At 62.0% G+C, this 17,088-nt stretch carries 20 protein-coding genes; 13 read left to right on the top strand and 7 right to left on the bottom strand.

Annotated elements, in window-relative coordinates; genetic code table 11:
* The 3 genes from AC1Q61_RS31090 to AC1Q61_RS31080 all read left to right on the top strand — a co-directional run.
* The coding region (locus AC1Q61_RS31090; RefSeq protein ID WP_492654916.1) for a hypothetical protein at positions 1 to 662 on the top strand (662 nt) is incomplete at its 5' end.
* A gap of 3 nt (positions 663 to 665) precedes the next feature.
* Positions 666 to 1,166, top strand: a complete 501-nt coding sequence (locus AC1Q61_RS31085) for an ImmA/IrrE family metallo-endopeptidase (RefSeq protein ID WP_003946241.1) — start codon at positions 666 to 668, stop codon at positions 1,164 to 1,166.
* Positions 1,163 to 2,164 carry a hypothetical protein gene (locus tag AC1Q61_RS31080; protein WP_047272490.1) on the top strand — a complete coding sequence of 334 codons (1,002 nt, stop codon included), beginning with the start codon at positions 1,163 to 1,165 and terminating at the stop codon, positions 2,162 to 2,164. Before AC1Q61_RS31085 ends, AC1Q61_RS31080 begins: the two co-directional genes overlap by 4 nt.
* Positions 2,165 to 2,224: 60 nt before the next feature.
* Here the strand turns inward: AC1Q61_RS31080 and AC1Q61_RS31075 are convergent, their stop codons facing one another.
* Complete coding sequence (locus tag AC1Q61_RS31075) at positions 2,225 to 2,641, bottom strand: helix-turn-helix domain-containing protein (protein WP_003946231.1); 417 nt, start codon at positions 2,639 to 2,641, stop codon at positions 2,225 to 2,227.
* A 479-nt stretch (positions 2,642 to 3,120) separates the two neighbouring features.
* Here AC1Q61_RS31075 and AC1Q61_RS31070 point away from each other — a divergent pair, with 479 nt between their 5' ends.
* From AC1Q61_RS31070 to AC1Q61_RS31060, 3 genes are all read left to right on the top strand, one after another.
* Positions 3,121 to 3,276: a hypothetical protein gene (locus AC1Q61_RS31070; protein ID WP_003946253.1), complete on the top strand. Its 156-nt coding sequence runs from the start codon at positions 3,121 to 3,123 to the stop codon at positions 3,274 to 3,276.
* Positions 3,277 to 3,421: 145 nt separating this feature from the next.
* Complete coding sequence (locus tag AC1Q61_RS31065; protein WP_118603513.1) at positions 3,422 to 4,267, top strand: SDR family oxidoreductase; 846 nt, start codon at positions 3,422 to 3,424, stop codon at positions 4,265 to 4,267.
* 48 nt (positions 4,268 to 4,315) lie between these two features.
* Positions 4,316 to 4,798, top strand: coding sequence for a DUF2505 domain-containing protein (locus AC1Q61_RS31060; protein ID WP_030536322.1), 483 nt, complete (start codon positions 4,316 to 4,318; stop codon positions 4,796 to 4,798).
* Here AC1Q61_RS31060 and soxR read toward each other — a convergent pair.
* On the bottom strand, positions 4,784 to 5,263 hold the full coding sequence (gene soxR, locus AC1Q61_RS31055; protein ID WP_118603517.1) for a redox-sensitive transcriptional activator SoxR: 480 nt from the start codon (positions 5,261 to 5,263) through the stop codon (positions 4,784 to 4,786). The genes AC1Q61_RS31060 and soxR overlap by 15 nt on opposite strands.
* A gap of 5 nt (positions 5,264 to 5,268) precedes the next feature.
* The gene (locus tag AC1Q61_RS31050; RefSeq protein WP_003946270.1) at positions 5,269 to 5,757 is read right to left on the bottom strand and encodes a heme-binding beta-barrel domain-containing protein; all 489 of its coding nucleotides are present in this window, start codon (positions 5,755 to 5,757) and stop codon (positions 5,269 to 5,271) included.
* Positions 5,758 to 5,856: 99 nt separating this feature from the next.
* On the opposite strand from AC1Q61_RS31050, the gene arcA reads away from it, so the two are divergent.
* The gene (gene arcA / locus AC1Q61_RS31045; protein ID WP_003946210.1) at positions 5,857 to 7,074 is read left to right on the top strand and encodes an arginine deiminase; all 1,218 of its coding nucleotides are present in this window, start codon (positions 5,857 to 5,859) and stop codon (positions 7,072 to 7,074) included.
* A gap of 13 nt (positions 7,075 to 7,087) precedes the next feature.
* Here the strand turns inward: arcA and arsC are convergent, their stop codons facing one another.
* Positions 7,088 to 7,441 (bottom strand): arsenate reductase (glutaredoxin), encoded by a 354-nt coding sequence (gene arsC, locus AC1Q61_RS31040; RefSeq protein WP_003946209.1) that lies wholly within the window; start codon positions 7,439 to 7,441, stop codon positions 7,088 to 7,090.
* 94 nt (positions 7,442 to 7,535) lie between these two features.
* Between arsC and AC1Q61_RS31035 the strand changes: the two genes are divergently transcribed.
* The 4 genes from AC1Q61_RS31035 (at position 7,536) to AC1Q61_RS31020 (ending at position 10,820) form a co-directional block, all read left to right on the top strand.
* Positions 7,536 to 8,219, top strand: coding sequence for an SDR family oxidoreductase (locus AC1Q61_RS31035; RefSeq protein WP_050654500.1), 684 nt, complete (start codon positions 7,536 to 7,538; stop codon positions 8,217 to 8,219).
* A 42-nt stretch (positions 8,220 to 8,261) separates the two neighbouring features.
* Positions 8,262 to 8,621 (top strand): GntR family transcriptional regulator, encoded by a 360-nt coding sequence (locus tag AC1Q61_RS31030; RefSeq protein ID WP_003946225.1) that lies wholly within the window; start codon positions 8,262 to 8,264, stop codon positions 8,619 to 8,621.
* Positions 8,622 to 8,669: 48 nt separating this feature from the next.
* Positions 8,670 to 9,101: a DoxX family protein gene (locus tag AC1Q61_RS31025; RefSeq protein WP_003946228.1), complete on the top strand. Its 432-nt coding sequence runs from the start codon at positions 8,670 to 8,672 to the stop codon at positions 9,099 to 9,101.
* A gap of 84 nt (positions 9,102 to 9,185) precedes the next feature.
* Positions 9,186 to 10,820 (top strand): BCCT family transporter, encoded by a 1,635-nt coding sequence (locus AC1Q61_RS31020; RefSeq protein WP_054188803.1) that lies wholly within the window; start codon positions 9,186 to 9,188, stop codon positions 10,818 to 10,820.
* Positions 10,821 to 10,892: 72 nt separating this feature from the next.
* Here AC1Q61_RS31020 and AC1Q61_RS31015 read toward each other — a convergent pair whose 3' ends face one another.
* Entirely contained in the window at positions 10,893 to 12,401 is a 1,509-nt protein-coding gene (locus tag AC1Q61_RS31015) for a dolichyl-phosphate-mannose--protein mannosyltransferase (protein ID WP_003946230.1), read from the bottom strand.
* 74 nt (positions 12,402 to 12,475) lie between these two features.
* On the opposite strand from AC1Q61_RS31015, the gene rsmI reads away from it, so the two are divergent.
* Positions 12,476 to 13,306, top strand: a complete 831-nt coding sequence (gene rsmI / locus AC1Q61_RS31010) for a 16S rRNA (cytidine(1402)-2'-O)-methyltransferase (RefSeq protein ID WP_003946264.1) — start codon at positions 12,476 to 12,478, stop codon at positions 13,304 to 13,306.
* Here the strand turns inward: rsmI and AC1Q61_RS31005 are convergent.
* Positions 13,303 to 14,550 carry a DUF2786 domain-containing protein gene (locus AC1Q61_RS31005; RefSeq protein WP_241199026.1) on the bottom strand — a complete coding sequence of 416 codons (1,248 nt, stop codon included), beginning with the start codon at positions 14,548 to 14,550 and terminating at the stop codon, positions 13,303 to 13,305. The two genes, rsmI and AC1Q61_RS31005, sit on opposite strands and share 4 nt — an antisense overlap.
* Positions 14,551 to 14,631: 81 nt before the next feature.
* The gene (gene metG / locus AC1Q61_RS31000; RefSeq protein ID WP_003946248.1) at positions 14,632 to 16,230 is read right to left on the bottom strand and encodes a methionine--tRNA ligase; all 1,599 of its coding nucleotides are present in this window, start codon (positions 16,228 to 16,230) and stop codon (positions 14,632 to 14,634) included.
* A 21-nt stretch (positions 16,231 to 16,251) separates the two neighbouring features.
* Here metG and AC1Q61_RS30995 point away from each other — a divergent pair, with 21 nt between their 5' ends.
* On the top strand, positions 16,252 to 17,079 hold the full coding sequence (locus AC1Q61_RS30995) for a TatD family hydrolase (protein ID WP_030536315.1): 828 nt from the start codon (positions 16,252 to 16,254) through the stop codon (positions 17,077 to 17,079).
* Positions 17,080 to 17,088: the final 9 nt, after the last annotated feature.

Genomic DNA, 17,088 nt, shown 5'->3' with positions numbered 1-17,088 from the left:
CGACTGAGCCGACCACGACTGAGCCGACCACGACGACTGAGCTCACGACGACTGAGCTCACGACGACTGAGCCGACCACGACGACTGAGCCCACGACGACTGAGCCCACGACCAACCCTTCGGCGTCGCAACGTCCGAGCAGCAGCGCTTCCCCCGCGACCAACGCAACTTCGCAGACCGAGAGTCCTTCGAGCCAAGCACCCTCCGAGACACAGTCTCCTTCCGAATCGCAGCCGAGTTCCGAGCAGTCGTCCGCGGTAGCGGCTCCGCCGGCTGGACCGTCTGATCCGCAGGGACCGTCAGCGGGCGGCGGAGCGCCTGCACCCTCTGCCGGTGGACCGGCAAACGCTGCGCCGGGCGCAGTCGCAGCCCCTTCCGCACCCGAGGTTCTGGCCGCACCCGCACCCGTAGCTCCGCAGGTACCGTCGAACGTTCCGAACGTCGCGGCTCCGACTGACAACCCGGAGGCATTTCCGACGGCGTTCACTCAAGGGCTTCCGCCGATTCTCAACGCCGCCGCCGTCGCCGGCGGTGTAGGCGGAATGGCAGTGGTAGCGGCCGGTGCGGGAGCACTGACTTTCCGCGGAGCATCGCTGCAGAAGGCACGATTGGCTGCCGCGCGTGCCGAATTCCTGGCACCCGGATCACAGGGAGGTGCGTGAGTCGTGCCGGACAGACGTTCACATCGCCGCGTTCTGGCCGCGGTGGATGCCGTATGCGACGCAGCAGCGTCGTCGGAGGCTGTGTCACTGCTGACGGTAGTGCAGACAGTCGCCCGCGAGCGTGGGCGCCCGATCGAGATCGATCTGGAAACCCCGCTCGCCACCGGAGTGTGCGGTCAGCGCCGAGCCTACGACGACCACGACGTCATCGTCTTGGCCCCCGGACTTCCCAATGTCGAGCGAACTCTGGCACATGAGTTGGGGCACATAGTGTTTCGGCACGAGGGTGCCGAGATCGCCGAGGCGACGCTCGAGGTCAGTGACGATTTGATCGCCTACATGTTGAGTCAACGTTCTCTGCGGCGCAACGAACCCGTGCCGATGGATGACATCGCGGAGTGGGAAGCCGAGACGTTCGCGTCGATGTTGATCATGCGTCTGCGAACGATGAGTGGCCGTGGGACACCGCTGTCGGTGTTGCGGTACGACGAGGCGATCGGATGATCTTTTGGGCTGTGGCCCTTCTCGTCTGGGTTGCAGCCGGCGCGAGACTGGGTCGAGTTGTCGCGCGCACCGCGACGCCGTTGCGAATGTCGATGGTCTTTGCAGGCTTCTCGGTCGCATTGTCGTCGACGGTCATGGTGCCGGCGGTATGGGACATCGTCGATCGCATTGCGCCGGAGCAGCATGCCGCCGCGATGATCGTCATCGTCTTGTGGACAGCGTTGTCTGCGGCCAGTGCAGTCGGCGCCGTGTCTGCCTGGCCTGTGATGTCACGTCCGGCTATGCGCGGCCTCGCCACCGTGCTGTACTCGGTGGGGCTCCTGGTGGCGATCGCGGTTCTCTTCGGCTACCCGGCGCCGGCCCTGATCTTTATCGTCGTCGCTCTGTCCCTTGTCATTTCGACGGGGCTACGGCACGTTGCGTGGGCGCCGTTGGGGCGCGGAATCGCGTTGATCGTGACCGGTTCGTCGATCCTGCTCGTCGTGGTCGTCGTGATGCTTGTCGAATCGATCGGTGGCACCGGCGCACTCGAATCGGATATCTGGACGGGCGCAGGGGTGTGGTTCATCGCTGCCTCGAGTGTTCTGATTGCGCTGGGCATCACGTGGGTGCTTCTCGAGACCTGGTTACGTGCGCGACGAGATCTGTACCGTCTGCGGCGGATGCACGCGCTTCTCGTCAAGCGATTCCCCGAGGTAGTCGACGCGGACAGCGCCGGGAGTACGTCTGTGCTGCGGGCATCGGACATGATCGCGCAGATCATGGATGCGATGTACATCCAGTCCGGCGCCGGGATGTTCGACGTCGGTGGTCAGGAACCGCCGCGGGCCGTCACTGCACACGCGGGGATTTTGGCGGGGTGGATCGCCGATCCCTTGGCCTCGGATGTCTTGGACACCAGGTGGATTGCGCCTCCTGAGAAGATGTCGGCGCGCCGCTGGGTGTTGTTGTTGGCGAAAGAACTCGATGAAACGACAAAAGTAGGTCGACGTTCGTAGTCGACCTACTCCATGTCATTGCAGTGCTCGAGATCGAGTCAGTGCTTCAGCACGGTCACATCAGCGTGACGCGTCAGGCGGAACCTCTGGCAAACCTTCACTCGCGCGGAGCTTTTCAGCCATCGTGGTGAGTAGATTCTGCGATTCTTCCGAGAGGTCGAATGCACGGCTCGAGAGGCGGCGAAGCCCGTAGCCTTGGAGCTGTGAGAGCAGTTCGAGATCGTGATCGATCTTGGCTGCGTAGATGTCGTTGAAGAAGTAGTCGGGCTTCACCTTGAAGAACCGGGCGAAGGCTGCGACTGTCTCGTCTGAGGGGTTGGTGCGCTGTCCCGAGCGGAGCTGCGAGATGTACGGCTTGGAGATCTGATGGCCGTCTTCGATGAGCGCTGCCGCAACCTCGGCGTTGGTATGGGGTTTGCGCCCCGGAGGATGAACACTGTCGAACAGTTTGTTCAATCGTTCTGCAAAGTCAGCCATTGTGAACCGCCCCGTAATCCTCTCTAGCTAGCAATTGTCCGTTCAGTGAATCCTACGGTATCACGCGGATAACCGATCGGTAGCTCACCGTAGTCTGTTTAGTGGACTAGTTGTCAAATGTGTCCGAGATTCGATTCGTCCGCCCAATGAGTGCTCAGCTATGTCTCAGCGCACATTGAGTTTCCGCCACACGGAAATGTGCAGCTACGACTGCGCTATTCGAACCTTCCAGTACTTGGCCAATCTGCCCAATATCAAACCTTTTACCCGTTTTGGCGATATTAGCTATGCGTTAGCCTGGTTTTTCACAACTATTTCGATTGAAAAACTGCAGTTCAAGCGATGTTTGAAGGTTTAGGGTCGCGATCAGGGTGGCTGGTTGCGATGTCATGCGGATCACCTCCGGGTTGAACCTTGAACGGTTTGCCGGATTGCGATCTGTGCTAGCTAAACCCTCCGGGTGGGTGCAGAATTGTGACATGAAACACACGATGAGCGATGATGAATTGCGCCGCGCAATCCGTGAAATTCAGGATCGAGCCCACGACGCACGCAAGCGTGGGGACGATGTAGCGGCGGAAGAACTCGACCGTACGGTCAAGGGCTATCAAGAGCAGATGATGCAGCGTCTCTAGTGCTCGCTGCGGTCGTCTCTGTGCGGTGTTTGCGCGGAGTACGGCCGTGCCCCGCAGGTCGTCTTGCGTGTTTCAGGGCGGCCGCACCGTGCGTGCGTAGACTTTCCCGCATGTCCACAGTACGAGTGCGGGGGAGTGTTCATCCATGTCTGTAAGGTCGCTCGACGGCAAGAAATGCCTGATCACCGGCGCCGGTAGTGGAATTGGACGTGCAACTGCGCTGCGTGCATCAGAAGTCGGCGCCGAATTGTTTCTCACCGATATCAACAGCGTCGGATTGGAAGAGACGGTCGCGATGGTCGGCGCCGGCGGCGGCACGGTCAGCATGGCGAAGGCACTCGATATCTCGGACTACGACGAGGTCGTGAAATTCGGTACCGAGATTCACACTCAATTTTCTTCGATGGATGTCGTCATGAATATCGCCGGCATTTCAGCGTGGGGAACTATCGAGAACCTCGAACATCGGCATTGGAAGTCCATGGTGGACGTCAACCTGATGGGGCCGATCCATGTCATGGAGACGTTTGTTCCACCCATGATTCGTGCCGGCAAGGGTGGACACCTGGTCAACGTGTCTTCGGCTGCCGGAATTTTGGCCCTGCCGTGGCACGCCGCCTACAGTGCGAGCAAGTTCGGCCTTCGCGGGGTGTCCGAGGTGCTGCGATTCGATCTGAAGCGGCACGGAATCGGGGTCAGTCTGGTTGTGCCGGGTGGGGTGAAGACGCCATTGGTGGGAACCGTGGAAATAGCGGGTATCGACAGGAACGACCCGCGGGTCGAAAAACTCACGCACCGGTTCGAGGCGCGTGCTGTCTCCCCGGAGAAGGTGGCGTCGTGCATTCTGCGGGGAATCGAGAAGAATACGTACCTCGTATATACGTCCAATGACATCCGATTCGGATACTGGTGGGCGCGCAAATTCGCCCTGCCTTACGAGTTCGTGATGCAAAAAGCGAACGACCAGTTCAGTAAATTGCTCAAGCGATGAGCGTTAACTCCGCCGGGACTTTTATCTAGTCGAATAGGGACCAAAGTCATGCCGAAGAGTTTTCACTTCGATATCGAATTCAAATATCCGATCGACGACGTGCATCGAACTTTGACCGACCCGAATTATTGGAAAGGCAGACTCGGAGACCTTTATGCCACCTCGGACATCGAAGTTCGAGACGGATCGATCGAAGTATCCGTGTCCGAGGAAATCGACTCCGCCTCCCTCCCGAGCCTGGTCGCCAAGGTTGCGCCGAGTCGGCTCGGTCTGAAACGGGTCGATCGGTGGGGACCTCTGTCGGACGGGCGTGCAGCAGGGTCGGTCACCGGAATCGCGCGGGGACTGCCGATCCGAATCGAGACGACGCTCGATCTCACCGCCGCCGAGTCCTGCACGCGGTTGGTCGTCGACGGAACGGCTGAGGTGAAGATGCCGATCATCGGCGGCCAGATCGAGAAGTTGCTGAAGAAGACCGTCGAGGACTTGCTGGGGCGCGATCGGGACGCCGTCGAGTCATTTCTCGCCTGAGCCTGCACTGAAATCTACTTCCAGAACGCGCGCACCCGGGCCGGCGGATGCGAGTTGATCGTGCGGGTTGGCGAGGGCGCACCCCTCCAACGAGAGGCACCCGCAACCGATGCAACCGGTGAGGTTGTCCCGTAGACGTTCCAGTTGCTCGATGCGTAGATCGAGGTGGCGCCGCCACCCGGTCGACAATCTTTCCCAATCTGCGCGGTTCGGGGTACGGCCTTCAGGAAGTGTGCCGAGGGCCTCTCTGATTTCCGACAGCGGAATGCCGACGCGTTGCGAGATTCTGATGAAGGCGACGCGTCGAAGCGTGTCTCGTTGGTATCGGCGCTGGTTTCCGCTGGTCCGGCGACTGACGATGAGGCCTTCTCGTTCGTAGAAATGCAGGGCAGAGACGGCGACACCGCTGCGCTCGGAGAGCTGGCCGGGCGTGAGTTCCTTTGCCTTCCACGACGGCATCTCCATGGCGACTACCGGTCCGTCGCGCGGTGGAGGGTGGCGTGGAGATGATGCGTCAGCGGGGTGTCGCCGTGCGCCATCCACAGGTCGTATGTCAGCGTGTCGCCCTGAACGCGCATGACTCGCCGAACGTCGTGAACCGGTTTTGCGTCGGGTGATGCTGCGAGCGTGAGACGGGTCAAGGCGAGAGTGCCTTCGGAGTCGAGGGTGCCGCGATGGATCTCGACGAATCCGGTGGGCTGGCTGACCAGCAATTCGAGCTCACCACCCGGTGTTGGGCGCAGGTATCCCGATTCCATGTGAAGCGGTCGTCCGTCGGGGAGCCCACGAGTGCGCGACGAGTAGGTGAGAAACGGTTTCGGGGTGGGCGCGAACTCGATCTCCTCGGAGTACTCGAAGTCGTCGATGGTGGGGAAATGTCCGGCTCCAGCGCCGACCCAGCGCCCGGTGAACCTCTCGATTCCGGCGCCGTTCAGCGCCGCCTGATCCGTACTACTCATTGCCTGGTCCTCTCGCCTGCGTCGGATCAGACGTTACGCGGGCCGGTACGACAGCTGCTTATCCCTGCTGGGTGGGGCCTACGGGATTAGTGTTCACTCATGAACGCTTCTGGCTCCGTCCCCCTCGGTGTCGATTCCGAGGTGGGCCGATTGCGATCGGTCATTCTTCATCGTCCTGGCGACGAGTTGAAACGATTGACTCCGCGCAACAACGACGAGCTGCTGTTCGACGCGTTGCCGTGGGTGGACCGCGCGCAGGAAGAACACGATCAGTTTGCGACCGTCCTTCGTGAGCGCGGCGTCGAGGTACTGCTTTTGTCCGATCTCCTCACCGAGGCGCTCGAGGTCAGTGGCGCAGCGAGGATCCAGGGAATCGCGGCCGCCGTCGACGCACGCAAGATCGGCCACGCGCTCGGGCAACACCTGGCCGCCTACCTGCGAAAGGTGGAGCCGAAGGAGCTTTCGTCGATCCTTACTGCAGGAATGACGTTCGACGAATTGCCGATCGATGCCGACTCGACCTCGTTGGTGCGCAGGATGCATCACGGCGGTGACTTCGTGATCGACCCGTTGCCCAACTTGCTCTTCACCCGTGATTCGTCGTTCTGGGTCGGGCCACGGGTCATCATCACGTCCTTGGCGTTGTCAGCGCGAGCTCGCGAATCCTCGATAACGGATCTCGTCTACGCGCATCACCCTCGATTCAAAGGCGTGCGCCGCGCGTACGAGTCGCACACGGCTCCTGTCGAGGGAGGTGACGTGCTGCTTCTCGCGCCGGGGGTGATCGCAATCGGTGTCGGTGAACGTACGTCACCCGCCGGAGCAGAAGCATTGGCGCGTAGCGTGTTCGACGACGGCCTCGCCCACACGGTGTTGGTTGTTCCGATCGAGCAACGCCGAGCGTCGATGCATCTCGACACGGTCTGCACCATGGTCGAGGCCGACGCGGTCGTCATGTATCCGGCCATTCAGGACACCCTGGCGGCGTTCACTCTGCGCAAGGAAGACGACGGGGTGAGTATTCGCGGTGCGACGCCGTTCCTCGAAGCGGCGGCCGACGCCATGGGAATCGGAAAACTGCGTGTGATCGACACCGGACTCGACACGGTGACTGCCGAGCGTGAGCAGTGGGACGACGGAAACAACACCCTCGCCGTCGAGCCTGGCGTCGTCGTCGCTTACGAGCGCAACGTCGAAACGAACGCCAGGCTGGAGGCCTCGGGTATCGAGGTTTTGCGAATCGCGGGTTCGGAACTGGGGTCCGGCCGAGGTGGTCCTCGGTGCATGTCCTGCCCGATCGCCCGCGATCCGCTGTAAGCCGTCGACGCTGTCAGAGAATTTCTTCCACCTTGGCTGCAGGCCGCGCGAGGACGGTGCCTTTGTCGGTGACCACGAACGGGCGTTCGATCAGAATTGGGTGCTCGATCATCGCGTCGAGGATCTCGGATTCGGATGCATCGGCGAGCCCGAGTTCCTTGTACTGCGTTTCGCGCTTGCGAACGGCTTGGCTGGGCTCGAGGCCGGCGTCGGCGAGGAGTTTTTCCAGCTCGGATCGGGTAGGCGGAGTATCGAGGTACTTCACAATGGTCGGTTCGATGCCGGCGTCGCGGATAAGTCCGAGAACAGTCCGCGACGTGTTGCACCGTTGATTGTGGAAGATGGTTGCAGATGCCATGTCCGTCATTCTGCCTCTGTGTCCGAACTCGTGGGACAAACAGGGGAACAACGGACACCTCCGGCGCGCTGCACTTGAAGTACCGACTTGTGAGGAGAAAACGATGACGGAACATCGAAGTGTGGACGAACGGCGCGTGGTCATTGCCGGTGGGCACGGCAAGATCGCGCAGCACCTGACGTACCTGCTGGCAGGACATGGTGATCGGCCGGTAGCGCTGATCCGCAACTCCGCGCACGAGGGTGCGGTCCGCACACTCGGCGCGTTCCCCGTGGTGATCGATCTGGAATCCTCCACGGTCGAGGAAGTTGCGAAGGTACTCGACGGTGCCGACGTCGCGGTCTTCGCCGCGGGCGCCGGACCTGGTAGCTCGATCGAGCGGAAGGACTCCGTAGACCGAGCTGCGGCGGTGCTGTTGGCCGATGCCGCCGAGAAAGCGGGAGTGCGTCGGTTCATACAGATCAGCGCCATGGGTGCTGGTGACGAAATACCGGAGAACACCGACGAGATTTTTGCCGCCTACCTGCGGGCGAAGACGGCAGCGGAGGAAGACCTGAAGACAAGGACTTCGCTGGATTGGACGATTCTTCGGCCAGGACTTCTGACAGACGACGACCCCACCGGTGAAGTCCTTCTTGCAGAGCCACCCGTCGATCGAGGCTCTGTGCCTCGTGCAGATGTCGCCGCAGTGATCGAAGCGCTCATCGACGCGCCGTCCAGTGTCGGCAAGATATTGGTTCTGACCTCCGGCCCGCATACGATCCGCGAAGCGATCGAGGGTTTGTGAGAGAGAAGATGCTGTGACCGAGAAGATACGACGAGGGTGACGATGAAGATCGCGATCGAACACGATTCCTCCACAGCTCCGTACGACCAACTGCGGCAACAGATTATCGAGCAGGTTCACGGCGGCGGATTGATTGCGGGAACCAAGATCCCGACGGTGCGTGCATTGGCCTCGGAGCTGGGATTGGCGGCCAACACCGTCGCGAAGGCTTATCGCGCGCTCAGCGATCAGGGCGTGATCGAGACGAGGGGAAAGCAAGGGACGTTCATCGCTTCGGGGACCGATCCGGTGCAGGCGCAGGCGGAGCAGGCGGCGACAGCGTTTGCGCATAAGGTCCGCTCGCTCGGGTACTCCGACACTGAGATCGTCGCCATGGTGGAGTCGGCATTGAGAGGTGCGTGACACATTGATTAAGTTGACGCTTCAACTTAAAGCTGTCAGTCTTGGCTCATGAATTCGTCGATTGCTCGTGACCTCGGACTCCTCATCGCCCGTGTCGGCCTCGGGATCATCTTCATCGCCCACGGTTGGCAGAAGTTCTTCACCTACAAGATCGCCGGAACGCAGGCCGCATTCGAAGGGATGGGCGCCCCGCTCCCCAAGATTTCTGCAGTTCTGGCAGCATCCATCGAACTCGGTGGCGGCATCCTGCTCATCGCGGGTCTGCTGACCCCGCTCGTCGGCGCACTGCTGTTCCTCGACATGGTCGGCGCGTTCTTCATCGTGCACGCCGACAAGGGCGTCTTCATAGACAACGGCGGCTATGAACTCGTCGTCGCACTCGGTGTCGGTTCGCTCTTGATCGCTGTTATCGGCGCAGGACGCATCAGCATCGACGGATTGATCGGCAAGGGCAACGGTTGGGTTAAAACCCCAGCTTGATCGGGGTGAGAAGGCGGGTTCAACGGCTGTTGAGCCCGCCTTCCAGCTTGCTTTTGGCCCACAAAGTGACGAACGTAGTCATCTATGGTGACGAAATCTGATCGATCCGAACAAGATTCCGGGGCCAACGAAGAGCGCCCGGAAACGGGCTTTACTCGGGTAGGCGTTCGGACCGACTACGTGGTGTTTTCCGTGGCGGCCGCAGCGGTGCTGGCTATTGTCGTGTGGGGTCTCGTAGCTCCCGACAACCTGAACTCGGTAACCGGAAGTGTTCTCGGCTGGTTGGTGACGAACATCGGCTGGCTCTTCGTACTCGCAGCTTCGGCTTTCGTGCTGTTTTCCATCTACCTCGCTGTCAGTCGATTCGGCGACATTCCGCTGGGCAAAGACGGTGAGAAGCCCGAGTTCCGAACCGTCAGCTGGATCGCCATGATGTTCAGCGCCGGCATGGGCATCGGCCTGATGTTCTTCGGTGTCGCGGAACCGCTTGCGCACTACGTGACTCCGCCTCCCGGTACCGACGGTGGCGTCGGAACTGCCATGGCTACCACCATGTTTCACTGGGGTCTTCATCCTTGGGCGATGTATGCCGTTGTGGGCCTTGCCATTGCGTACGGGTCGTATCGCCGAGGACGCAAGCAACTGTTCAGTTCGGCCTTCATCCCGTTGCTCGGTCGCAAAGCCGAAGGGCCGATCGGCAAGGTCATCGACATCCTGGCAATCTTTGCGACACTTTTCGGCACCGCAGCATCTTTGGGGCTCGGCGCACTTCAGATCGGCTCCGGTTTCGAGGTAGTCGGCTGGATGGAAGAAGCCGGCGTATTCCTGCTCGTGGCCATCGTTGCGGTGCTGACCCTGGCGTTCGTCGCTTCGGCAGTTTCCGGTGTGGCCAAGGGAATTCAGTGGCTCTCCAACATCAACATGGTGCTAGCGCTGATCTTGGCCCTGTTCGTGTTCGTTCTCGGGCCGACCGTGCTGATTCTCAATCTGCTCCCGACGACCATTGGTGCATACGTTTCCGACCTCGCCCAGATGTCGGCCCGCACGGGTGCATCGTCGAATCCTGAAACCGGCGCGTGGCTTTCGTCGTGGACGATCTTCTACTGGGCATGGTGGGTGTCCTGGACGCCGTTCGTCGGCATGTTCCTGGCCCGCATCAGCCGCGGCCGCACGATCCGCCAGTTCATCGTCGGCGTCATCGCCGTTCCCACGACTGTCAGCTTGCTCTGGTTCGCGATCTTCGGCGGCGCAGGCATCGGTGAGGAACGCGACGGAATCGGCTTGTCCGGCCGAGGCTCGGAAGAGGCTCAACTGTTCGGCATGCTCGACAATCTGCCGTTGGCCGGAGTGACGACTGTCCTGGTCATGCTGCTCGTCGCAGTGTTCTTCGTCTCCGGCGCCGACGCTGCGTCGATGGTGATGGGGACGCTCTCGCAGCGCGGAACGCTCGAACCGAGTCGCTGGGTCGTGGTGTTCTGGGGCATGTTGACCGGTGGCGTCGCGGCGCTTCTGCTGTGGACCGGTGGTTCCGAAGCGCTCGACGGCTTGCAGACCATGACGATCATCGCTGCGGCGCCGTTCGTGCTGGTCATGATCGGACTGTGCTTCTCGCTGTACAAGGATCTTTCGCACGACCCGATCATCATTGCGGCGAAGGAGCAGAAACGTGCTCTCCTACGCCCGCGCCGAGGACGCCGTGTGGATAAGTCAGTGGAGTAGGACTTGAGCGGAGTAGGACTTGAACCGTGAAGGGGCACCGAACTGCGGTTCGGTGCCCCTTTTGTCGTCCGGTTATTTCCAGCTGGGCAACCACAGATGGTTCTGCCACGATTCCGGCGTGATCGGCATGGCGGTGAGTATCGGCCAGAGGTAGACGAAGTTGGCCACGACCAGACCGATGTACAGACTGACTGCCAGAAGTCCGGTGGTACGACGCTCGACGGACGCGCTCGCCTTGCCCAGTACATCGCCGAGGACCAGCGCAAATCCCATGACCATGAACGGGGCGAGTGCAACTGCGTAGAAGTAGTACATCTGGCGGTCGAGCGTCGCGAACCACGGGAGGTAAGCGGCACCGTAGCCCGTCAGGACCACGGCGTATCGCCAGTCCCTGCGCACGAACGTCTGCCAGATCGCCCACGCCAACATCGGTAGGGCCAGCCACCACATCGCCGGTGTGCCGATCAGCATCACGGCCTTGACGCAGCTGGCGGCCCCGCAACCGGTGACCTGCTCGCCGTCGGCGTAGTAGTAGAGCATCGGTCGTAGCCCCATCGGCCACGTCCACGGTTTCGACTCCCACGGGTGGTGGTTTCCGGCGGAGTTGGTCAGACCGGCGTGGAACTGGAGAACGTTTCCGCTGTAGTACCAGAGTGAGCGCAGCGCGGAGGGAATGAAGCTCCATGTGCCGCCCTCACCGATCTCGTTACCGACGGCGTGACGGTCGACGCCGGTCTCGCTGGTGAACCAGGCCCAGTAGCTCGCGAGGTACACACCGAGCGGAATGATCACCAACGCATACAGAGCAGGCCCGATGTCGCGAACTGCAGTGCCGACCCATGGGCGCTGCACGCGGTAGGCGCGGCGCGCTGACAGGTCGAAGGCAACACTGAGCAATCCGAAGAACAGAATGAAGTACATGCCGGACCACTTGGTTCCGCAGGCCAGGCCGAGCAGGATGCCGGCGCCGAACCTCCACCACCGGAAACCCAGCCGCGGACCCCAGGCAGAGTCGCCGATTCGGCCCTCTTCGTATACCTTCGCCATCCGTTCGCGGACTTGGTCGCGATCGACCACCAGGCATCCGAGGGCGGCGAGAACGAAGAAAGCCAGGAAGATGTCGAGCATCCCCAGGCGTGAGGAGACGAAGGTGACGCCGTCGACGATGAGCAGGATTCCGGCAATCGCGCCGATCAGCGTGGACCGCGTCATGCGGCGCACGATCCGGATGATCAGCAAGACCATCAGTGTCCCGACCAGGGCCGACGAGAATCGCCACCCCCAACCGTTGTAACCGAAGAGTGCTTCGCCGATCGCGATCATCTGCTTACCGATCGGCGGGTGTACCACCAATCCGTAACCGGGATTGTCTTCGATGCCGCCACCGGTCAGAACTTGCCAGCCCTGCGGAACGTAGTGCTTCTCGTCGAAGACAGGTGTGCCGGCGTCGGTCGGGTAGGCGAGCATCGTGAAGCGTGTGATCGCCGCGATAGCGGTGACGAAAGCGGTGACAATCCAGCCGCGCAATCTGTCGGTCGGGCCGAAATCAGGATCCGGTACCAGCGGGCCGGGACTACGCATTACCCGATCGCTCGTGGCGGGCGTTGGCCGCTCGTCCGTCTGCACAGTCACCTGGCAATCGTAGGCTGTCAGGTATGACTGGTCGCTTGGTACTCGCCGCAACACCCATGGGAGATGTCGGTGACGCGTCTCCGCGTCTTCGGTCTGCTCTCGCAACCGCCGACGTCGTTGCTGCGGAGGACACACGACGCACCAAGTCTCTGGCGTCCGCGCTAGAGGTAACCATCACCGGGAAGATCGTCAGTTTCTACGATCAGGTCGAGATTTCCCGGCTGCCCGCGCTGGTCGCCGACGTCGCCGAAGGCAAGACCGTCCTGCTGGTCACGGACGCGGGCATGCCGTCGGTCAGCGATCCCGGATATCGCCTTGTCGCCGCCTGCGTAGCCGAGAACCTCGCCGTCACGTGCTTGCCCGGTCCGTCGGCGGTGACGACGGCGCTGGCACTCTCCGGATTGCCCGTCGAGCGGTTCTGCTTCGACGGGTTCCCGCCGCGTAAGCAGGGGCAGCGCAAGACGTGGCTCTCTGCCTTGGCAACCGAGCAGCGAGCGTGTGTGTTCTTCGAAGCGCCTCATCGCCTTGCCGACTGCCTCGCAGATGCGGTGGAAGTGCTCGGGCCGAATCGCCGCGCGGCTGTGTGCCGGGAATTGACCAAGACCTACGAGGAAGTGAAGCGCGGCACTCTCGGGGAGTTAGCTGCTTGGGCCGCCGAGGGCGTTCGCGGTGAGATCACGGTGGTGCTCGAAGGCGCAGTGCTGGTGGCATCTGATCCTGCCGATCTGGTCGACGAGGTGGAAAGGCTGGTCGAGGGGGGAGCACGATTGAAGGACGCGTGTGCTCTGGTCGCAACGGCCGGAGTCTCCAAGCGTGAGTTGTACGAGACGGTCCTGGCTGCGCGCAAGGACTAGCGGGAGCGGTTCACGGCGGGTGTGCCGGGACGCAGGTTGGCGTCGTCGGCTGCAGCCTGGCCGGCGTGCCAGCCTTCGGCGTCCACGGACCGTCCGCGAGTCTTGCGGGTTGTCGGGAACAATCGATCGAATTCGGCGTCGACGGCCTCGGATGTGGTGGCGAGGATCGGCAGAAGATCCGCGACGTCCATCGATGCCGCGTCGGCCGCTTCGGCGGTGGCTTTGGTGCCGGCGTCACGCAGGCGGTGTCCGATGCGGCTGGCGAACCCGGCCAGGAATCCCTTGCGGAACGAGGTGGTGCGTGAGCCGCCACGATTGCTCGAGTCGGCGAATTGCATTGCACGGGTTGCCTGTACAAGTAGTGAAGTGAACAGCATGTCGACTTGCTGAAGGTCGACCGGAGTGCCGACGACGGTCGCGAGCGCGATATCGCTGAACCACACCGTCCTGACACGATTCGATTCGCCGATCTCGGTCAGGAGGTGAACTTTTTCTTTCACGTACGGGTTCTCGATGTGAATGCGTCGTGCATTCACGGACGTGTCGGTGACCCCGGCGCGACTGTGGAGCAGTGCGGAATCGATCGCGTATCGCGTCATCAACTCCTGGGCCTTCGCGGTGAAGATCTCGGCTTCTTCCGCGAAGTTGGTGGCTTCGGCTTTGGCGAGTAGCCCACGAATTCGCTTGAGTACCTTGGCGTCGACCTCGGTGTCACCGACGCCGGCATAGCTGGTGTGGGTGCGTTGCGACGGCCAGGTGGATGGTGGCGCGAGCAATACCGTCCACTGAGGTAGGCGCATCCACGATCGCGCGACGTCGACGATCTGCGAAACGAGGAAGTAGGGATCCTGGAACAGAAGGCCGGCCGCGAGGGAGCGAAAAACGTCGTCGTCCACGGTGATTCGAGAAGCGATGTGCCGAGACTTCGGATACTGCTCGCCGATCGTCTGCAACTGCCCCACCCATTCGAGCGGAGCGCGATCGGAGGCGCGCGACGCCTTCGCGTCGAACAGGATGGTGGTGGCGGCGAGATCGGCGTCGGACGCTTCTTTGCTTCGACGCGCCAGATGAATCAGATCCGCCGGCTGCCATCCGCGGTCGTACGCCGCGGACAGTTCGGAAACGAGATCTCGCACCGCGGAAACGGATTGAGGGCTGACCTCCTGAGTGGACACCCGCGCTCCGTTCCATGGCAGTGTCTGCGCCGAAGCGCTGGTTCGAATGTATGTTCTATTCGTCGTCATGGCTGGAGTGTGCACGTGGGGTCCGACACATCCGCCTGTAACCGGATATCTCGGACCCCACGTGCGGCACTCTCGCTTAGCTCATTCCTCGACGAAGCGGGGGAAAACTGGCGCCGGAGCAGGCAGTTTCCGGTTCGCGTCGATGCGAACCGCAATGTCGGCGAACTGCCGGTTCTCTTCGCTCTGGCCAAGCAGATCGAGGATGCGTGACGCCGCGTCGGGCATCACCGGCTGAACGAGAAGCCCGACGATACGGACCACTTCGAGCGTCACGTACAGAACCGTCGCCATGCGTGCCGGATCCGTCTTGCGCAGAACCCACGGTTCCTGCTTGGAGAAGTACCGGTTGGTCTCGCCGAGAACGCCCCAGATGGCTTCCAGTGCGAGATGCAGCGCCTGCACGTCGAACTCGCTGCGGCACTTGGCAAGCAGGGCATCCGCCGACGCCAGCATCGCCAGATCGTCCTCGGTGAACTCGCCGGGGGTCGGTACCTGGGCATCGCAGTTCTTCGCGACCATCGTCAGTGAACGCTGCGCGAGGTTGCCCAGTTCATTGGACAGGTCTGCATTCATACGCGTCACGATTGCTTCGTGGCTGTAGCTGCCGTCCTGGCCGTACGAGATCTCGCGGAGCAGGAAGAAGCGGACCGCGTCGAGGCCGTACTGATCGACCATCGCGATGGGGTCGACGACGTTGCCGACCGACTTCGACATCTTCTCGCCCTTGTTGTACAAGAACCCGTGGACGAAGACCCGCTCCGGCAGTTCGATGCCGGCAGACATGAGGAACGCCGGCCAGTACACGGTATGGAAACGCGTGATGTCCTTGCCGATGATGTGCAGGCTCGCGGGCCAGAACTTCTCGAACTCCGCCGAGTCGACGTTCGGGTAACCCACGCCGGTCAGGTAGTTGGTGAGGGCGTCGACCCAGACGTACATGACGTGGTCGGGGTCTCCGGGAACCTCGACGCCCCAGTCGAACGTGGTGCGCGAGATCGACAGGTCCTTGAGGCCGCCCTTGACGAAGCTGACGATCTCGTTGCGACGAGTCGCGGGGGCAATGAACTCGGGATGCTCTTCGTACAGAGCAAGCAAACGGTCCTCGTAGGCCGAGAGACGGAAGGTGTAGTTGGACTCCTCGGTCCACTCCACCGGAGTGCCGGTCTCCGTCGACTGACGGGTGCCGTCGTCCAGAAGCGTGGTCTCGGCTTCGGTGTAGAAGGCCTCGTCACGAACCGAATACCACCCCGAGTAGGTGTCGAGGTAGATGTCGCCCGATGCGGCCATCTTTTCCCAGATCGCCTTGCTGGCGACCTGATGGTCGGCGTCGGTGGTGCGGATGAACCGGTCGTACGAGATGTTCAGGACCTTGTCGAGGTTCTGGAACACGTCGGAGTTCCGAGCCGCGAGTTCGCGGACGTCGATGCCCTCTTTGATTGCTGTCTGCTGCATCTTCAGACCGTGCTCGTCGGTGCCGGTCATGAAGAACACTTCGTGACCGTCCAACCGCTTGAAGCGGGCGAGCGCGTCCGAGGAGATGTACTCGTACGCGTGGCCGATGTGCGGAGCGCCGTTGGGATAGGCGATCGCTGTCGTGATGTAGAACGGCGATCGTTCCGCGCCTTCCGGGGCAGCGGAGTCCGGGCGCGGGGTCTGGGAGGGTGAGGCAGGCACAGTCATGGTGGGCTTACTCTATCGGGCGTGAGCAAAGACCGTCCCGCCCCCGATGCCCCTGAGCCCTTGTCGCCTCTGATCGACGCACATACGCACCTCGACGCCTGTGGTGCGCACGACGCTGCGACCGTGGCCGAAATTGTCGATCGGGCCGAAGCCGTCGGCGTCGGACGGGTCGTCACGGTGGCCGACGACCTTGATGCCGCACGCTTTGCCGTCGACGCTGCGAACTGGGATTCGAGGGTTTACGCAGCCGTCGCAATCCATCCGACCAGGGCGAACGTCCTCGATGTCGACACCAGAGCCGAGATAGAACGGTTGGCGTCCGATCCGCGGGTCGTCGCGGTGGGGGAGACCGGGCTGGATCTCTACTGGCCAGGCAAGCTCGAAGGGTGCGCCACCATCGAGGAGCAGGTCGACGGTTTCCGGTGGCACATCGACCTCGCGAAGCGTCTCGGCAAGACGCTGATGATTCACAATCGCGAAGCCGATGAGGACCTGCTGCGGGTGCTGCACGAGGAAGGCGCGCCGGAGACCGTGGTGTTCCATTGCTTCTCCTCGGATTCGGAGATGGCCCGTGCGTGCATCGACGCGGGCTACGTGTTGAGTTTCTCGGGAACCGTGAGTTTCAAGAATGCGAAGGCGCTGCGTGAGGCCGCGCTGTTGGTGCCGTCGGATCAACTGATCGTCGAGACGGATGCGCCGTTCTTGACGCCGCACCCGTTCCGCGGTGCGCCCAACGAGTCGTACTGCCTGCCGTACACAGTGCGCGCGCTCGCAGACATCCGCGGTGAGGATCCGCAGGCGCTGGCAGCAGCGTCCACGGCGACAGCGGAGCGCGTCTACAAGCTCTGACGCTATGGT

Source organism: Rhodococcus sp. MPR-R1B (genome assembly GCF_058793255.1).
Note: the sequence above shows the minus strand (reverse complement) of the source record. Positions and strands in the feature narration are given on the sequence as shown.

Excerpts from the sequence above, each read along its gene's own strand:
- metG (WP_003946248.1), bottom strand. The coding sequence starts at position 16,230 with ATGACTGTGCCTGCCTCACCCTCCCAGACCCCGCGCCCGGACTCCGCT.
- AC1Q61_RS31075 (WP_003946231.1), bottom strand. The coding sequence starts at position 2,641 with ATGGCTGACTTTGCAGAACGATTGAACAAACTGTTCGACAGTGTTCAT.
- arcA (WP_003946210.1), top strand. The coding sequence starts at position 5,857 with ATGAACGCTTCTGGCTCCGTCCCCCTCGGTGTCGATTCCGAGGTGGGC.
- rsmI (WP_003946264.1), top strand. The coding sequence starts at position 12,476 with ATGACTGGTCGCTTGGTACTCGCCGCAACACCCATGGGAGATGTCGGT.
- AC1Q61_RS31080 (WP_047272490.1), top strand. The coding sequence starts at position 1,163 with ATGATCTTTTGGGCTGTGGCCCTTCTCGTCTGGGTTGCAGCCGGCGCG.
- AC1Q61_RS31025 (WP_003946228.1), top strand. The coding sequence starts at position 8,670 with ATGAATTCGTCGATTGCTCGTGACCTCGGACTCCTCATCGCCCGTGTC.
- AC1Q61_RS31015 (WP_003946230.1), bottom strand. The coding sequence starts at position 12,401 with ATGCGTAGTCCCGGCCCGCTGGTACCGGATCCTGATTTCGGCCCGACC.
- AC1Q61_RS31065 (WP_118603513.1), top strand. The coding sequence starts at position 3,422 with ATGTCTGTAAGGTCGCTCGACGGCAAGAAATGCCTGATCACCGGCGCC.
- soxR (WP_118603517.1), bottom strand. The coding sequence starts at position 5,263 with ATGGAGATGCCGTCGTGGAAGGCAAAGGAACTCACGCCCGGCCAGCTC.
- arsC (WP_003946209.1), bottom strand. The coding sequence starts at position 7,441 with ATGACGGACATGGCATCTGCAACCATCTTCCACAATCAACGGTGCAAC.
- AC1Q61_RS31035 (WP_050654500.1), top strand. The coding sequence starts at position 7,536 with ATGACGGAACATCGAAGTGTGGACGAACGGCGCGTGGTCATTGCCGGT.
- AC1Q61_RS31030 (WP_003946225.1), top strand. The coding sequence starts at position 8,262 with ATGAAGATCGCGATCGAACACGATTCCTCCACAGCTCCGTACGACCAA.
- AC1Q61_RS31050 (WP_003946270.1), bottom strand. The coding sequence starts at position 5,757 with ATGAGTAGTACGGATCAGGCGGCGCTGAACGGCGCCGGAATCGAGAGG.
- AC1Q61_RS31060 (WP_030536322.1), top strand. The coding sequence starts at position 4,316 with ATGCCGAAGAGTTTTCACTTCGATATCGAATTCAAATATCCGATCGAC.
- AC1Q61_RS31020 (WP_054188803.1), top strand. The coding sequence starts at position 9,186 with ATGGTGACGAAATCTGATCGATCCGAACAAGATTCCGGGGCCAACGAA.
- AC1Q61_RS31005 (WP_241199026.1), bottom strand. The coding sequence starts at position 14,550 with ATGACGACGAATAGAACATACATTCGAACCAGCGCTTCGGCGCAGACA.
- AC1Q61_RS31070 (WP_003946253.1), top strand. The coding sequence starts at position 3,121 with ATGAAACACACGATGAGCGATGATGAATTGCGCCGCGCAATCCGTGAA.